This is a genomic window from Micromonospora sp. NPDC048947, assembly GCF_040649495.1.
In the GTDB taxonomy this organism is placed as follows: Bacteria; Actinomycetota; Actinomycetes; order Mycobacteriales; family Micromonosporaceae; genus Micromonospora; species Micromonospora alfalfae.
The window spans coordinates 385,728-401,115 of sequence record NZ_JBEZFO010000001.1 but is presented as its reverse complement, the minus strand read 5'-3'; the positions used below and the strand labels follow the sequence as shown (position 1 = coordinate 401,115).

The following is a 15,388-nucleotide window of genomic DNA, read 5'->3' as shown; positions in this document are numbered from 1 at the left end:
TTTCCAGCAGGACGCAGGGGGGACCGTGGGCACTGAGAACGGCCGAAACGTCACCATCGCCATGATCGCGCGGTTGGCCGGAGTCTCCGTGCCCACCGTCTCCCGGGTCATCAACGGCCGTTCTGACGTCGCCCCCGACACCCGGGAGCGCGTCGAGGAGCTCCTCAACCGGCACGGTTACCGCCGCCGCTCACCGTCCCGGCGTACCGACGCCGCCCTCATCGACCTGGTCTTCAACGACCTGGACAGCCCGTGGGCCGTGGAGATCATCCGTGGGGTGGAGGACGTCGGCCAGACCAACGGCGTCGGCACCGTCGTGTCGGCCATCCACTGGCGCATCTCCTCGGCCAAGCAGTGGCTCGACAACATGCGTACGCGCTCCACCGAGGGAATCATCTTCGTGACCTCGATGGTGAACCCACCGTTGCAGGCCGAGCTGCGCCGGCTCCACCTGCCGGTCGTCATCATCGACCCGGCCGGGGTCGACCCGCAGGAGTCACCCACCATCGGCGCCACCAACTGGGCGGGCAGCCTCAGCGCCAACCAGTACCTGATCAGCCTCGGGCACCGCCGCATCGGCTTCATCGCCGGCCCGCCACACCTGATGTGCAGCCGAGCCCGGATGGACGGCTACCGGGCCGCCCTCGGCGCCGCCGGCATCCCCGTCGACGACGCCCTGATCCGCCCCGGCAACTTCTACCACGAGGCCGGCTTCACAGCCGGTACGCAACTGCTGGCCCTGCCCGACCCGCCCACAGCCATCTGCGCCTCCAGCGATCAGATGGCCCTCGGCGTGTACGAGGCGGTCCGCAAACGGGGTCTGCGGGTGCCCGACGACGTCAGCGTGGTCGGCTTCGACGACCTGCCGGAGGTGCGATGGTGCTCGCCACCGCTGACCACCGTCCGGCAACCCCTGGCCGAAATGGGCATGCTGGCCGCGCGGACCGTGCTGCGCCTCGCCGGTGGCGAGAGGACCGAGAGTCCTCGGGTCGAACTCGCCACGGAACTCATCGTCCGCGACAGCGCCGGCCCGCCCCGCTGAGCGGCGCGAACGCGTTCGGTGCTGACGTCAGGCGTCCCGCAGAGCGTCGTCGATGCCGGTCTCCCGCCGGCCGAGGTGTGCCGGGTCCCGACCGGAGAGCAGTTCCAGCGCGGCCTTCAGGCACGCGCCGTTCTCCCGGGACGAACTGAACCACCAGGTCTGGGCGTACCGCTTCGCGCTGTCGTCGCCCACGCCGTTGGCGTCGATGCCGAGGCGCCGGCACAGCGCCACGGCACGCGGAAGGTGGAAGGTCTGGGTCACCACTGTGGCCTGCCGTACGCCGAAGATCCGTTCAGCGCGCGCACACGAGTCGTACGTGTCGAAGCCGGCGTAGTCCGGCACCACCTTGTGCGCTGGTACGCCCCGCTGCACCAGCCAGTTCCGCATCGCGGCGGGCTCGTTGTAGTCGGCGTTCATGTTGTCGCCCGACACCAGGATCGCCCGCACCTTGCCGGCGTCGAACAGCCGCCGTGCGATCTCCAACCGGGCGGTGAGGACGGGTGAGGGCGTGCCGTCGGCGTCCACCTTGGTGCCCAGGACCAGGGCCACTGGGGCGTCCGGCACCTCGGCCTCGCCGTAGAGGTGGCCCTCGGCAATGTCGCGGATCCACGTCACGCTGGCCACAGTGCCGCCGGTCAGCACCACGATCCCCACCGCCAGTGCGAGGACCGTACTGCGGACGAACCGCCGGTGCTCCCCGTACCACCGTCTGGCCGCGCCGAATCGTCCCCGCATGCCGCAAGGCTATTCCGGCCGCGCTCACGACTGTCGTCGGCGTACCCGCTGACCATCCCGACCAGCAAACGAAGGCAGTTGTCTATGGACAATCGCTCACTGTTAGCGTTAACGTGACGGACAGTCGTCGATCCTCGACCGACTTCGGGCCGCTGTGACGGAGCTGTCGCCATTGGCCCGAGGCGGTTGAACGACGATCGTGGCGTGGGGCGGGTGGCACGTTGGCCGGCGCGAGACGGCCCGAGACCACCCCGGGCGACCCGCGCGCCACGCGGCCGAGGCTTGAACGGCCACCGGGATTCCAGGGCACCGCAGCAGCCGGACAGTCGTGCGACGACAGCCGGTTCGCTCACCTGCCCAGCGGGCGCCGATGTTCTGGAGCCCGCACCTGGGCCGCCCTGATGGCGACCGTCGGCCCCAGCCCTGGCCGCCGGGTCGCGTCCCGCTGTTCGGAGTCCGGGCCCGAGCAGCGGGACGCCACCCGGCCCGAGCCAGGGGTGCCCTCAATCTCGGCGGCGCGACATCACCGCCACCGTCTACCGCCGATCCGGCCCACCGGCCGACCTGCGCCGGGCGACGGCCACCAGCAGACCGGTGGCCCGGCTCGGAATGATCCCGAGCCGGGCCGCCCGCCGCACGAGCAACCGACGGGGTACGCCGTCGTCGGTCACCGCGTCAGCTTCGGGTCCACCGCTGGCTGTTAGTGCCGTTGCAGCTCGACAGGACCGCAGGGGTGCCGTTGGCGGTTCCGGCGGCGTTGGGCGTCAGGCAGAGGCCGGACTGCACCCCGGTCACAGTGCCATCGGTGTTGACGTTCCACTGCTGGTTGGTGCCGCCATTGCAGTCCCAGATGATCACCCGGGTACCCGGCGACGTCCCGGCGCCCTCGGCGTCCAGGCACTTCGTGCCGTACACCTGGAGTTGCTTCGCGGCGGTCGACGTCCACTGCTGGTTGGTGCCACCGTTGCAGTCCCACAGCGCCAGCTGCGTGCCGTTGGTCTGCGACCGCGACGGGACGTCCAGGCAGCGGTTGGCGCCGGCGTTGCGCAGCGGCGCGGACGTGCCGCCGGGTGGTGGGGTGGTGGGGCTCGTGCTGTCGAAGCCGAGGAACCGGATGGCCTGCGCGGCGTCGAACGGGATGGAGTGGCCGTACCCCTGGAAGCTGATCGCTTCGACGGGTGCCGTGCCGCCGGTGCCTCCGTAGCGGGTACGGGTGGCGCTGGTCTGCGGGGAGTCGGTGAAGCTGGGGGTCTGCGACACGCCCTGCACGTTGGTCCACTGCTTGATCTGCTCGCCGAAGTTGACGTAGCTCAGTGTGGTGTCAGTGGTGCCGTGCCAGATCTGGAACCGGGGACGCTTGCCGGAGTAGCCGGGGTAGGCGTTGCGGACCAGGTCACCCCACTGCTGCGCCGTCCTGACGATCCGTCCGCCGGAGCACTCGCTGTTCCACTCCGCGCCGTTCGTGGTGGCGAAGCACCCGAACGGAACCCCGGAGGAGCTGAACCCGGCGTGGAACAGGTCCGGGTAGAGGCCGACCATGACGTTGGTCATCATGGCCCCGGAGGAGAACCCACCAACGCCGATCCGGTTGGCGTCGACCGGGTAGCGGTTCCGGACGTAGTCGACCATGGACTTGAGGCCGACCGGATCGCTGCCGCCGTCGCGCCGCAGGGCCTGCGGTGACGAGACGTCCCAACACTTGCTGCTGCGGGTCACCGACGGGTAGATCACGATGAAGCCGTAGCGGTCGGCGAGGGTGCTGAGCCCGAAGCCGCTGTGCACCGCCGGACCACTGCCGGTGCAGTAGTGCAGGGCGAGGAGCAGGGCCGGCTGGGCCGTGACCCGATCCGGCACGTACAGGTGCATCTGGAGGTTCGTCGGGTTGGTGCCGAAGTTGGTCACCTGGGTGAGCGTCGCGGCCGACGCCGGGGTGGCGACAGTGACCACTGCTGTCATCGTCGCTAGGGCCGTCGCCAGCGCGGCGGCCAGCAGTGCGATCCTTGATCTCATCGGCGGTTCCTCTTGTCGTGAGTCGGGGACCCGGCGGCAGCACGGCGGTCCGGTGCGGGCGGTCGACGGCGGCGCCTGGGCGGTCCCGGGGCGCGCGACGTCCGCCGCGCGTCGCCGGCGGCTGCGGACAGATCCTGTTGGGACGTTCACCTGCCCAGGGACGTCCTGACCACTGAGGTCGGGCCAGCGAAGGGCCTCCCGGTGAGCCACGGACGCTGATCGCCCCGCATCGACTGTGAGCGATAACATGCCGTTCGTCAACCCGTAACGTATGACGTCTGTCGATCTCTTGTCGAGCGTTCGCGTCTTCCACAGGTGGAGAGTGGGTGCCACAATGAGGGCGGCGCTCAAGCGGTCACCGCTGGGCCCGGGGGAGGGCCTTCCGCAGGAAGCGGACGGTGGGCACGAACCCGGAGGCCGTCTCATGACCCATCTGCCAGACGCTACTGCCATCTCCGGCGTGGTCGATCTGCTCGTCGGCGTGCTGCAACTGGCCGCCGCGGTCGTCACACTGCTGGCCGCCGTGCATGTCCGTCGGCGTCGTTCCGGGCGCGGCGAGCGCGGCGAAGAGGACGCCTGACACGTCTTGAGATTGTCGAACAGACAGTGCCATTGTGGTACGTCGATGAGGAGCCGCGCGCGAGGCTGACGTCCGTCCACTGGGCAGCCGGGATCCAGATGTGATCTCCGGGGGACGGTGACACGAGCGACGGACCGATCAGGGTCTGCCGTCCACGAGATCGCCCGTCACCGCGTCGCACAGTGACCGGTAGGGCGGCTCATCTGCGCGAAGGAACCCCGCCCATGCGTAAACCGAAGACCCGAACAGCACTCCTGGCGGGCCTGCTGCTCGTCGCGAGCGTGCTCGCGGGCGTCAACCCGTCGACCGCCAGCGCGGCGGCCGACCCGGTCACCGTGACAGTCAACACCCGCGCGGGACTGGCGACCGTGCCGGACACCGCTCTCGGCGTCAACCACGCCATCTGGGATTCGAACCTCGGCACCGCCGAGACGTCGGATCTGCTCAGAGATGCCGGCGTGCAGATGATGCGCTACCCCGGCGGCTCGTACGCCGACATCTACCACTGGAACGACCACACGGCGCCCGGCGGTTACGTCGCGCCGGGGACCGACTTCGACACCTTCATGGCGGCGGTCCGGCGTGTGGGCGCGCAGCCGATGATCATCGCGAACTACGGCACCGGCACGCCGGCCGAGGCCGCAGACTGGGTGCGGTACGCCAACGTGACAAAGGGCTACGACGCGCGTTACTGGACCATTGGCAACGAGAACTACGGCAACGGCCACTACGGGTCCGCGTGGGAGGCCGACGACCACCCCGACAAGAGCGCGACACAGTACGCCAGGCTGGTCGTCGAGTACGCCGACGCGATGAAGGCTGTCGACCCGAGCATCAAGGTCGCCTACGTCGCGTTCGAGTACGTCCGCATCGACGGCTCCCTGCAGACCGGGTCGCACTACAACCCGGGCAGCAGCGGCGACTGCTCGCAGTGGGACCACAACTTCGGCGAGGGGCGCACCGTCCGCTTCCGCTCCTGTGTGGACCAGCCTGCCTGGGCCACCGACACCTGTGACCGGTGGCGGAGCGGGGTCGCCTAGCGCCGGGTGACCTGGACGCCGACCACAGCAACAGGTCGCTGCCCCGCGCGAAGGACGCACAACGGCCCGCCCACGACCGGCGCATCGGTCGGGGGCGGGCTCGCGGGGGTGGCCGGCGGACGGCAGGTTCAACCGACCTGACGGACGGTGAGTGTCGCCGAGCCGGTGTCGTCGGCCCACGGGTCCAGCACGAACGTGTACGTCCCGCGCTTCGGCAGCGGACCCGTCTCGAACCGGCCGGTCCCGCCGATGACGCAGCCGCTGCCCACCGGGTCGCTGTCCGGGCCGGTCAGGAGCAGGATGCCGCACCGGTCGGGCAGGCTCCCGCCGGTCACCTCGGCTGTTACGCGACGACCGGCGTCGGCGGGAAACCTCAGCCGGCTCACCGCACCCGGTCGGCTGACCGTCACTGTGGCGGCCCTGCCGTCCGCGACGGTGTCGGCCTCCTCGTCGTGAGCGTCGCGTAGCCGCACGTCCGCCGAGCCGGTGTCGGTGGAGGTCCCGTCGACCTCCAGCACGTACCGGCCGGTGGCCGGCAGGACGAACCCGTCGACATACCCCTGGCCGCCGATCACGCAGCCACTGGTCACCTGTTCACCGGCCGGGTCCCGCAGGCGCAGCAGGTTGCACCGGTCCGGCACTGTGGCGTCGGTGACCTGGAGGAAGACCTTCTGACCGGCGCGGCCGTCGAAGGACAGGCGGCTGACCGCCCCCGGTTGGGCGAGCGTCGCCCGAACCGCAGGCCCGTCCAGCGTGAGCGTCTTCTCCTCGTCGGATACCGCGACGACCCGTACCGTCGCCCGACCGAGGTCGGCATCCCACGGGTCGAGCACCACCTGATGGTCGCCGGTGACGGTCAACGTGGTCGTGTCGATGAAGCCGACACCGGAGATGACGCAACCGGTCGCCAACTGACGGCCCTGGGGGTCGAGCAGCAGCAACACCCCGCAGCGATCCGGCACCGTGGCGGCCGGCACCTCCACGAAGATCTTCTGGCCGGCCCGGCCCGGCACCTTCATCGCGGCAGTGGCACCAGCCCGGGTCACCGCCAGGTCGACGTCACCGGCAGCGGGAGCGCCGCGCTGCGCGCGGGCGGCGTCCTCGGCGAACGCCACCTGCCCGGTGAGGCCGACATCGAGCACACAGCCGGCCAGGATCTGCGGATCGGTGACACCGGCCCGCCGGCAGACGAGTTCGGCGGTGGCCCGGTTGGGCAGGTCCCCGACGGTGAACAGTCGCTCCGGGAAGCGCCGGTCGGTGAACGTGCCGGTGTTCTGCCCCGGCTCGTAGTCGAACAGCGACAACTGCGCCTCGACGCGCCAACTGTCGGCGAAGCCCGGGTACAGCGCCTCGAACGGGGGCGGCTGCGCCACAGGTTTCCCGCCCCGCACGCTCAGGTCGTCGCCGGGGTCACCGTCATGGTCGCCGAGCAGGCCCTCCAGCGTCCCGGCCCGGGTGGTGGGCGCGCTGACGCTCACGCTCAGCCCCCACACCCCGATCGGCTGCGCGGTCAGTCGGCCGCCGTCCGGCCACTCCACTGTCACAGTGCCGTCTCCCCAGGAGGTGACTGTGCCACCGCGCGGCAGCTTCACCCCGTCGGGCGCGGACACCGGCGCGGCGCCGTTCACCCGGACCGCCGGGCCGTCGGGTGTGACGTACACGCCGACCCGGTCGCCGGCCACCCGAACCGCGACTGCCGAGTTGACTGCCACCACCGAACTGGCCGGGAACATCGTCTGTCGTACCTGGACCTCGAAGTTGTCGCTCGTCGAGCGGGTCAGCACGAACTCCCCGGCGGCCTGGAAGTCGTACCGCAGACCGTCGTAGGTGAGCAGGTGCGGGTCGCCGTTGCTGTTCGCGCACCGGTAACCCTTTCCGATAACCGAGATCGAACAGCCACCACCACCGGGTGGTCGGGGCTTGGGCTGGTCGCAGTCCTTGCCGTTCGAGGGCAGCTTCATCCCACCGTACGACGGGCGCAGCGGCACACCGACCGCCTTGCGGTACGCGTTCTCCGCCAGCACCGCGTGCACCTCGGCGGGGTCCACAGTGCTCGCCTGTTGACCGCCCTGCGTGCAGAACTGGCCCCGGTCGGTGTCGTTCACCTCGTCGAGGGCGTGGTTCATCTCGTGGATGAGGGTGGCGCACTGGTCCTCGGTGAAGCCGGGACCCTCGTCGTCCAGCTTCCGCCCGTCGTTCTCCGGCACCCAGTTGATCTGCACGTCACTACCCGGCACGTACGTGGTGGTGCTGCTCTCCGAGCCGAAGACGGGTCTACGCACCTTGATCGTCTTTCCGGAGCGTTCCAGTTCCTCCAGCACCTTGCCGTTGCCGGAGCTGCGAATCTGGCCGACACAACCGGCGTACTCCGTCTGGAGATCGCTGTTGACGCTGACCACGGCGGACGCCGCCGATGGGGCGACGAGCACCAGCACGCCCGCCAACACGAGACCGAGCCGCGTTCGGCGTCGCATCGCGATCACCCGCCCTTCACCTCGAACGCGACAGTGCCCTGCTCGGCCGTCGCGGCGCAGGCATCCGCCGGCACACCGCGCAGCGGCGCTCGCAGGTAGCCCAGCACCAACCGGTACGCCCCCGGTTGGTCGACCGGCCACCAGGTGACGGTGGCCCCACCCCGCCCGTCCGGCGCGGAGGTGGTCAGCGCCGCGCCGACCGGGCTCTGCGGGTCGCTGCCCAACGTCAGCTCCACAGACCCCCGCGGCGGCACCCGTACCAGGTTCTCGACCAGGTACGCGGTGAAGTCCCGGTAGTAGGCGGCACCGCCGACGGCGGGTGCCACAGCCGTGCCGTCGCGGGTCAACGACATGACAGTCACCGCCCCGTCCGGCACGCGACTGAGGTGGCACTCGGCGTCGCGGTTGTTGACGAGCGTCAGCCGTAGGCTGATCTGCTCACCCACCCGGTACGACGGTTGCCCGGCGCTAACGGTCAGGCCGACCGTCGCCGTGCCGCCGCTCGGGGCCACTGACGGACGCGACCGTCTGCACCCGACGGTGGTGACAGTCAGCAGTAGGGCGAGACCGCCGGCGAGCGCCGCCGTCAGTGCTCGGGGTGCGCCCATGGGCCGCGAGCCTCCTCCGGGTGCCGACGGTCGGCACAGATCCCGGCAAGCCTGCGCCGACGGGTGCCGGGAACGCTGTCGTGATCCGGCCCGGTGGATGTCCGCTAGCCGACCCGCGGGGCCAGAAAACGATCATCGCGGGCGTTATGCTGCGGGATCGGACAGGCGGGGGAGAGGTGGGCGATCATGACGCAGTCGCAACCGGAGGTCGCCCTGCAACCGGACAGGCCGAACGCGGCGCGGATGTTCGACTACTACCTCGGCGGCAAGGACAACTTCGCCGCCGACCGGGCCGCCGCCGAGATGGTGTTGCAGGTCGCGCCGTGGATGCCCGAAGCCGCCCGGCAGGGCCGTGACCTCATCGCCCGGACGGTCCGGCACCTCGTGCAGGAGCGGGGCATCCGACAGATCATCGACCTCGGTTCCGGGCTGCCCACCCGCGACAACGTCCACGAGATCGCGCACCGCATCGACCCGGCCGTGCGGGTCGTCTATGTCGACAATGATCCGGTGGTCTGCGCGCATGGCCGCGCCCTGCTCGCCGACTCGCCGTCGGTGTCTGTGGTGCAGGCCGACCTGCGCGACCCCGCGCAGGTGCTCGGCCACCCGGACATCAGCGCCGCGATCGACGTCGGGCGCCCGGTCGCTGTGTTGATGATGTTCGTACTGCATCTGGTGCCCGACGAGGAGGATCCGCAGCGGATCGTCGCCACCTACCGCGACGCTCTCGCCCCCGGTAGCTACCTGGCGCTGTCGCACGCCAGCACCGACGTGCACCCCGACCTGATGGCCCGGATCTCCGCGATCTACGCCCGGGCGAACAGCCCCTTCGTGCCGCGTGGCCACGCCGACGTCTCCCGGTTCTTCGGTGACTTCGTCCTGGAGCCGCCCGGGCTGGTCAACATGTGGCCGTACGCCGAGCCGCCGGCCACCGACGACCCGCAGGTCGCCCGCACCGGCTACAGCGGCGTCGCCCGCAAGCCCTAGGCCGGCCCGCTGTCGCTCGGACAAAGGGGCGGGCACTGCCACATCCGGCGCCCGCCGTATCACCACCAGATCTTGGACAGTTTCCGTTACGACGTAACGGAAACTGTCCAAGATCTGCACAGGCCCCGGCGTGAAGGCTGTGGTGCGGGCTCCGTCAGCCGACCACTGACCGCAGCGGCACCTTCGCGTCGCGCAACGCGCGCACCAGATCGCTCGCGAACGGGTGTTCGTCCACCTGGAGCCCCTGCGGGTTCGGGATCACGACGTACGCCGAGCCGTTCTTCTCGGACGCCTGCGCGTCGGTGCTGAAGCGTTCGACGATCGCCCGGGTGCGGGGCAGGTCGCCGGCCGCCACCTGGATGGTGATCGGCCGCCACCCGCCGCCCAGGTCCGGCGGCACCGGCGCGGCGGCGGCGTTGGCGCGCGCCGCGTCGACGCCGGCCGGACGGCGGGCGTCGGGCGCGGCGGTCGCCGGGTAGAGCAGCGCGTTGGCGACCAGGTGCAGGCCATTTTCGTTGTACGCGCGGAAGAGCGGATTGAACGCGAAGAGCACCGCTCGACCAGCGCCGGTCGGCTCGTCGACGACGGCTGCGGTGCCCTTCAGCGTCTCCGCCCCGACGGTGTAACCGTTGGCCCAGAAGGTGTCACCCGTCGGGTACGTGAGCACGTTCGTCCCGGTGGTGCTCGGGGTGAGGATCGGGTCGCTGTTGTTGAACTCGAAGTCCTCCGCCGGGCGACCCAGCGCCACCGGGCTGTCCTGGTCGACGTCGACGCGCAGGTGCGAGCCGATCACCAGGTAGTCCGCCGGCTTGGTCTTCTCCGTGGTCGAGGTGAGCCCGGCCGCGCGGGCCACCCGGGTTCCCTCGTTGCGCAGCCCGAGGTAGGTGTGGCCCTGGCCGATCCAGTCGCGCAGGTTGGCCTGCCCGGTGGCGGTCAGACCGCCGGTGGCGCTGTTGCCGTCCGGCACCAGCAGCACTGTCCGCCCGGTGAACGCCTCGGTGTTGTCGTTGATGTCGGCAGTGGTGACCGGCTTCAGGTCGAGGCCCCACCGCTTGCCGAGCACGTAGCGGGCCTCGCCGTGCGAGCCGGAGGTGGTGGAGATGCCGGTGCCCTGGAACAGCCCCACGTCGGGCAGGTCGAGGCGGGTGCCGGAGGGCCGACCGCCCGGGGTGAGGCTGACCCCGAGGGATTCGGCCAGCTCGTCCACGCTCCGGTTCGCAGAGGCGGCTGGGATGGCGACCCGGCTGGTGGCGAGGTCACGGACCAGGGGTACGCCACGGCCGAGGAGGGTGAAGGTGAACTCCGCGGCGGCGGCCGAGTCGAGCGGATACGTGTACGAGCCCCAGGGCCACGCCGCACCGGTGCGCCCGCCGGAGACCTTGCGCACCAATTCGGCCCTCGGCCGGACGGTGTCTCCGGTGTAGATGGTGTTGATGCCCATCAGCAGCGGGTTGCTCCAGGACGACACGTCGTAGAAGTACGGGAACGGGACGTACGGGTCCTCGCCCATGATGGCCTGGATCCAGTGCTTCTGCGGCTGGTCCATCGGGATCCAGTACGCGCCAGCGGGCACTGTCACGTTGGTGGCGCTGCGCCCGCCGAAGACCCGCGCGGTGGGCACCCGGGTCGCCTTCTGCACCTCGTACACCTCGACGTCCATCCGGCGCAGCCGCTCGACGAGTTGGCGGACGTCGGCGAGCTGCCGGTCGGGTAGCAGGAAGTACGAGCGGATGGTGAGGTCCGGCACCGGGAACTGCACCTCGTTGGTGGGCTGCACCACCTCGTTCGGCTCCAGGGTGCCCGCCCGGCCCTGGGCGAGCGCGTCGGTCCAGATGTCGAAGTAGCCGTCCAGGACCTCGCGCTTGTTCGCGGCGGCCCAGCCGAGCGTCGACCACTGGGTGTGGAACTGCTGCTGGACCCGGTCGGCCACGGCCGACGCGCTGCCCTTCTCGTAGGTCATGCCGGCCGCGCCGAACCCGGTGGTCGGCACCGTGTCGCCGTAGCCCATGAAGAACATGTCGTACGTGTCGTAGTTGAAGTAGCACTCGGTGGTGACGGCCTCGTCGCAGGCCCCGTTGAAGCCGAAGCCGGCCTTGTTGGCCTCGCCGATACGGTTGATCCAGTCCACCGCCTCACCGGCGATCTCGTGGTGGATCGGGTCGGCGTTGGGTGGGAAGAAGTACTCCCGGCCGCCCATCTCGTGGGCGTCGATGAACACCTGCGGCGGGTAGCGGCGCAGCAGTTCGAGCTTGCCGTCGGTCTCCTGCTGGGTGCGGGCGAACCAGTCCCGGTTCAGGTCGAAGCCGAACTCGTTCTGCCGGCGGGTCGCGTCGCGGCCGTCCGGGTTCTGAGTGGGGACGATGATGGTGACCAGGTTGTCGTTGCGCTGGGCGACGGCGCAGGACAGGCCCGCCGCCAACTCGTACAGCGTCTTGAGCGCCGCGTCGGCGCCGCTCTTCTCGCCACCGTGCACGTTGGCGGTGACCCAGACGATGGCCGGGCTGTCCTTCGCCGTCCGGGTGGCCGTTCGTGCGCTGGTCCGGCGGGGGTCGCGCAGGTCCCGGATGTCGTCGGCGATCTCGCGTAGCGCGGCGGGCCGCACGTGGCGTTCGTTGGACACCACCGCGTACGGCAACGGCTGGCCGAGCACACTGGTGGTCATCACGCCGGTGACGACCCGGTTCGAGGCGCGATCGACGGCACCGAGGTAGGTCCGGACCTCGTCGTTGGTGACGACCCGCTCCTGCCCGACGCCGAGCGGGAAGCCGAGTACGTGCTCTGGAGTGGGCACAGTGCCCAACCGGGCGGTCGGGTCGTCGCTGCATCGGGAGGGCGGGGCGGCGCTCGCGGCCGGTGTGCCGCCGAGCAGGGGAACCATGCCGAGCAGGAGCGCGATGGTGGCGGCACCTGCCAGCCGCCTGGCGGGGACCATCCGGAACGGACGTGTCGATGGGGCCATGAGTCGTGTTTCCCTTCTCGGGAACAACAGCGCAGTGGCCGGAGCCTATGAACCACCGATACGGCGGTCAAGGGTTCATCGATACTGCTGACTACTCGGCGTGCCGGTTCCGACGCGGACTGGCAGGATGGCGGCGTGGGCTTGTCGTCGTCTGGGAGGAGGAGACGTGCCAGAGATGATCACTCTCTCGGTACATCCGGATCTTCCGTCCGCCGATGCTCGGCGTTCGCTGGCGTCCTGGCTGCGCGCTGAGGATCGGCTGCGGGAGGGGGTTACCACGACGTCCCCCGACGGGATCTCGGCGGACCGCACTGACGTCCTGCGGGTGGCGGCCAGCGATGCGGGCACCGCAATGGTGCTGGTGCAGGCGATCGCCGGCTGGCTGACCCACCGCCGCGACGATGTGACTGTGAAACTCACCAGGCCCGACGGATGGTCGGCCGAGGTGGACGTCCACCGGGCTCGGGACATGGACCAGGTGACGGCGCTCATCGAGGCCGCGGTGCGCGCTGTGACACCCGCGTAGCGGTAACCGGCCCGCCGCCGGCCGAGAGGTCGGCTGGCGACGGGCCGGGTGGCGCACGTGCGGCTACCAGGTGGTCAGGCCGAGGCCGATCGTCTTGGTCAGCGTGGCGTTGTCGTCGTCGCCGTCGAGCGACCAGATCATGGCGCCGGCCAGACCGGCCCGTCGGATGTAGAGCGTCTTCTGCAACACGACCGCCGGATCGTCGTACGTCCACAACGTCGTACCGTCGAACAACCAGGCGTGTCCGGCGCGCAGGTCGCGGTGCACCGTGTAGCCGTTACCGGCCAGGGTCTTGAGCTTCTTGTAGTCCTCGTACCCGGCCTCGAAGGTGGCCGGCGCGGGCCCGGTGGCCGGCTGGAACAGGCCGTTGCCGCCGCCGGTGACGCCGGTCCAGCCGCGACCGTAGTAGGGGATGCCGAGCACGAGTTTGTTCCGTGGCGCGCCACGGGCGATCCACCCGTCGATGGCGACCTCGACGGAGAAGTCCGGGTTGTCCGGGGCGCCCGCCGGGACGCGTAGCGCCGACTGCTGGTTGGCCCGCGCATCCCAGCCGCCGTGGAAGTCGTACCCCTGCACCGTGGCGAAGTCCAGGTACTTGAAGATCTTGCGACCCTCGTAGCCCGCGTCCATGGTGGCCGGGCTGGCCGGAAGGAACGCGGTCAGCGGGTGATGCGCGCGGGTCGTGCGCCCGTACGCGTCGAGCTGCCGGCGGAACTCGGCGAGCAGTTTGGTGAAGTTCTCCCGGTCCTCCGGGCGGATGACGTTGCCGGGCTCACCCTCCCAGTTGGGCCACTCCCAGTCGAGGTCGATGCCGTCGAAGACGCCGGCCCCGGCGCCCGGGGTGGTGCCCGGCAGGTTCCCCTTGAGGTAGAGGTCGATGCAGGACGTGACGAACGTCTTGCGGGAGGCGTCGGTGCGGGCCGCGTTCGAGAAGTACGTCGACCAGCTCCAGCCGCCCAGCGAGATCAGCACCTTCAGTTCGGGGTGCTTTGTCTTGAGCTTGGCGAGCTGGCCGAAGTTGCCGTTGAGCGCCTGGCCCGGTGCGTCCGCGACGCCGTCGACGCTCTCCTCGGCCGGGACGGGGCGCTGGTAGTCGGCCCAGGCGTCGCCCTCGCCCGGCCCACCGTCCACGTAGCACCGACCGTCCTCGCTGACGTTGCCGAAGGCGTAGTTGAGGTGGGTGAGGCGGCTCGCCGCCCCGGAGGTTTCGAGCTTCTTGACCGGGAAGGCCCGGCCGTAGATGCCCCACTGGGTGAAGTAGCCGACCCGGTGGTAACCGGTGCGGCGCTGCTGGTTGTCGCCCGCGCTGGCGGCGCTGGGCGGGGCGGCGGTGAACAGCAGGGCCGCCAGGGTGACAACGGCGGTGAGACGGCGGTGGCGGAATGGTCGCATCGGCACACTCCCACGAGGCATCAAGCAGAATTAGTAAAGACACTTATCTGATTGATGAAGTTAAGCCGATCACCGTCCGGGGTCAAGAGCGTCCAGCCGCATGGGGGATTGTCGCGGCGTTACCGGGCGGTAACGATGCTGTGCCATGGACTCCGCCGTGACTCTGATCGGACTACCCGTCGCCCTCGGCATCATCATGCTCGGTCTGGGTCTCGGACTGACAATTGCGGACTTCCGTCGGGTGGCCCAGCATCCACGAGCCGCCGTCATCGCCCTGGTCTGCCAGGTGCTGGTGCTGCCGGCGCTCTGCTTCTGCCTCGTCCTCGCGTTCGACCTGGCACCCGAGCTGGCCGTCGGCATGATGCTGCTGGCCGCGTCACCGGGCGGCACCACTGCCAACCTCTACAGCCACCTGTTCGGCGGGCACGTGGCCCTGAACATCACCCTGACCGCCATCAACTCGGTGCTCGCCGTGGTCACCCTGCCGATCCTGGTCAACCTGTCGGCGGCGTACTTCCTGCCCGACGGGAAAAGCATCGGCCTGCAGTTCGACAAGGTGCTCCAGGTCTTCGCCATCGTGCTCGTCCCGGTCGCGATCGGAATGCTCATCCGGGCACGCATGCCGCAGGTGGCCGAGCGGTTGAACCGCCCGGTCCGGATCCTCTCCGTCATCGTCCTCGTCGCGGTGATCGCCGGCGCGGTGCTCGGCGAGCGGGAGAACATCGCCGACTACTTCGTCTCGGTCGGCCTGGCGGTGCTCGCCTTCAACCTGCTCAGCCTCGCCATCGGGTACGGGGTGCCGCGCCTCGCCGGTGTCGATCGGAGCGCCGCGACGGCCGCCGGTTTCGAGATCGGCATCCACAACAGCACCCTGGCCATCACCATCGCGCTCAGCCCGGCGCTGCTCAACAGCACCCAGATGGCGATCCCGGGCGCCGTCTACGGCATCGTCATGTTCTTCACCGCGGCGGCCTTCGGCGTCCTGGTGACCCGCGTCGGCGCCCGGTCCGCCACCGCAGTGACGCCCTGACGGCT

12 protein-coding genes and 1 pseudogene are annotated in these 15,388 nt (G+C 70.1%); 6 read left to right on the top strand and 7 right to left on the bottom strand.

The features are described from left to right. Positions 1-25 precede the first annotated feature (25 nt). Positions 26-1,042, top strand: coding sequence for a LacI family DNA-binding transcriptional regulator (locus AB0B98_RS01775; RefSeq protein ID WP_238667668.1), 1,017 nt, complete (start codon positions 26-28; stop codon positions 1,040-1,042). 27 nt (positions 1,043-1,069) lie between these two features. Here the strand turns inward: AB0B98_RS01775 and AB0B98_RS01770 are convergent, their stop codons facing one another. From AB0B98_RS01770 to AB0B98_RS01760, 3 genes are all read right to left on the bottom strand, one after another. Next, a complete protein-coding gene (locus tag AB0B98_RS01770; RefSeq protein WP_357360014.1) occupies positions 1,070-1,777 on the bottom strand; it encodes an ElyC/SanA/YdcF family protein in 708 nt (235 codons plus the stop codon). Between the two features lie 536 nt (positions 1,778-2,313). Further along, on the bottom strand, positions 2,314-2,448 hold the full coding sequence (locus AB0B98_RS01765; protein WP_357360012.1) for a hypothetical protein: 135 nt from the start codon (positions 2,446-2,448) through the stop codon (positions 2,314-2,316). Between the two features lie 4 nt (positions 2,449-2,452). Next, positions 2,453-3,787 carry a PHB depolymerase family esterase gene (locus tag AB0B98_RS01760; RefSeq protein ID WP_357360010.1) on the bottom strand — a complete coding sequence of 445 codons (1,335 nt, stop codon included), beginning with the start codon at positions 3,785-3,787 and terminating at the stop codon, positions 2,453-2,455. A 424-nt stretch (positions 3,788-4,211) separates the two neighbouring features. Between AB0B98_RS01760 and AB0B98_RS01755 the strand changes: the two genes are divergently transcribed. Further along, entirely contained in the window at positions 4,212-4,367 is a 156-nt protein-coding gene (locus tag AB0B98_RS01755; RefSeq protein WP_357360008.1) for a hypothetical protein, read from the top strand. Positions 4,368-4,591: 224 nt separating this feature from the next. Beyond that, a pseudogene (locus tag AB0B98_RS01750) lies at positions 4,592-5,209 on the top strand (alpha-L-arabinofuranosidase); the annotation flags it as partial. Between the two features lie 326 nt (positions 5,210-5,535). Here AB0B98_RS01750 and AB0B98_RS01745 read toward each other — a convergent pair. Both AB0B98_RS01745 and AB0B98_RS01740 read right to left on the bottom strand, forming a co-directional pair. After that, entirely contained in the window at positions 5,536-7,881 is a 2,346-nt protein-coding gene (locus tag AB0B98_RS01745) for a VWD domain-containing protein (RefSeq protein WP_357360006.1), read from the bottom strand. 5 nt (positions 7,882-7,886) lie between these two features. Then, positions 7,887-8,489, bottom strand: coding sequence for a hypothetical protein (locus AB0B98_RS01740; RefSeq protein WP_357360004.1), 603 nt, complete (start codon positions 8,487-8,489; stop codon positions 7,887-7,889). Positions 8,490-8,675: 186 nt separating this feature from the next. On the opposite strand from AB0B98_RS01740, the gene AB0B98_RS01735 reads away from it, so the two are divergent. Beyond that, entirely contained in the window at positions 8,676-9,476 is an 801-nt protein-coding gene (locus AB0B98_RS01735; RefSeq protein ID WP_357360002.1) for an SAM-dependent methyltransferase, read from the top strand. A 154-nt stretch (positions 9,477-9,630) separates the two neighbouring features. Here the strand turns inward: AB0B98_RS01735 and AB0B98_RS01730 are convergent, their stop codons facing one another. Next, positions 9,631-12,435, bottom strand: a complete 2,805-nt coding sequence (locus AB0B98_RS01730) for a M14 family zinc carboxypeptidase (protein WP_357360000.1) — start codon at positions 12,433-12,435, stop codon at positions 9,631-9,633. 175 nt (positions 12,436-12,610) lie between these two features. Here AB0B98_RS01730 and AB0B98_RS01725 point away from each other — a divergent pair, with 175 nt between their 5' ends. Further along, positions 12,611-12,961, top strand: a complete 351-nt coding sequence (locus tag AB0B98_RS01725; protein ID WP_357359998.1) for a hypothetical protein — start codon at positions 12,611-12,613, stop codon at positions 12,959-12,961. A 63-nt stretch (positions 12,962-13,024) separates the two neighbouring features. Here AB0B98_RS01725 and AB0B98_RS01720 read toward each other — a convergent pair whose 3' ends face one another. After that, positions 13,025-14,353, bottom strand: coding sequence for a glycoside hydrolase family 18 protein (locus AB0B98_RS01720; protein ID WP_357359996.1), 1,329 nt, complete (start codon positions 14,351-14,353; stop codon positions 13,025-13,027). A 145-nt stretch (positions 14,354-14,498) separates the two neighbouring features. Between AB0B98_RS01720 and AB0B98_RS01715 the strand changes: the two genes are divergently transcribed. Continuing rightward, positions 14,499-15,383 carry a bile acid:sodium symporter family protein gene (locus tag AB0B98_RS01715; RefSeq protein ID WP_357359994.1) on the top strand — a complete coding sequence of 295 codons (885 nt, stop codon included), beginning with the start codon at positions 14,499-14,501 and terminating at the stop codon, positions 15,381-15,383. Positions 15,384-15,388: the final 5 nt, after the last annotated feature.

Bases quoted from the DNA above. Each gene is read 5' to 3' on its own strand.
- AB0B98_RS01740 (WP_357360004.1), bottom strand. From the start codon at position 8,489: ATGGGCGCACCCCGAGCACTGACGGCGGCGCTCGCCGGCGGTCTCGCC.
- AB0B98_RS01745 (WP_357360006.1), bottom strand. From the start codon at position 7,881: ATGCGACGCCGAACGCGGCTCGGTCTCGTGTTGGCGGGCGTGCTGGTG.
- AB0B98_RS01715 (WP_357359994.1), top strand. From the start codon at position 14,499: ATGGACTCCGCCGTGACTCTGATCGGACTACCCGTCGCCCTCGGCATC.
- AB0B98_RS01760 (WP_357360010.1), bottom strand. From the start codon at position 3,787: ATGAGATCAAGGATCGCACTGCTGGCCGCCGCGCTGGCGACGGCCCTA.
- AB0B98_RS01725 (WP_357359998.1), top strand. From the start codon at position 12,611: ATGATCACTCTCTCGGTACATCCGGATCTTCCGTCCGCCGATGCTCGG.
- AB0B98_RS01755 (WP_357360008.1), top strand. From the start codon at position 4,212: ATGACCCATCTGCCAGACGCTACTGCCATCTCCGGCGTGGTCGATCTG.
- AB0B98_RS01735 (WP_357360002.1), top strand. From the start codon at position 8,676: ATGACGCAGTCGCAACCGGAGGTCGCCCTGCAACCGGACAGGCCGAAC.
- AB0B98_RS01730 (WP_357360000.1), bottom strand. From the start codon at position 12,435: ATGGCCCCATCGACACGTCCGTTCCGGATGGTCCCCGCCAGGCGGCTG.
- AB0B98_RS01770 (WP_357360014.1), bottom strand. From the start codon at position 1,777: ATGCGGGGACGATTCGGCGCGGCCAGACGGTGGTACGGGGAGCACCGG.
- AB0B98_RS01720 (WP_357359996.1), bottom strand. From the start codon at position 14,353: ATGCGACCATTCCGCCACCGCCGTCTCACCGCCGTTGTCACCCTGGCG.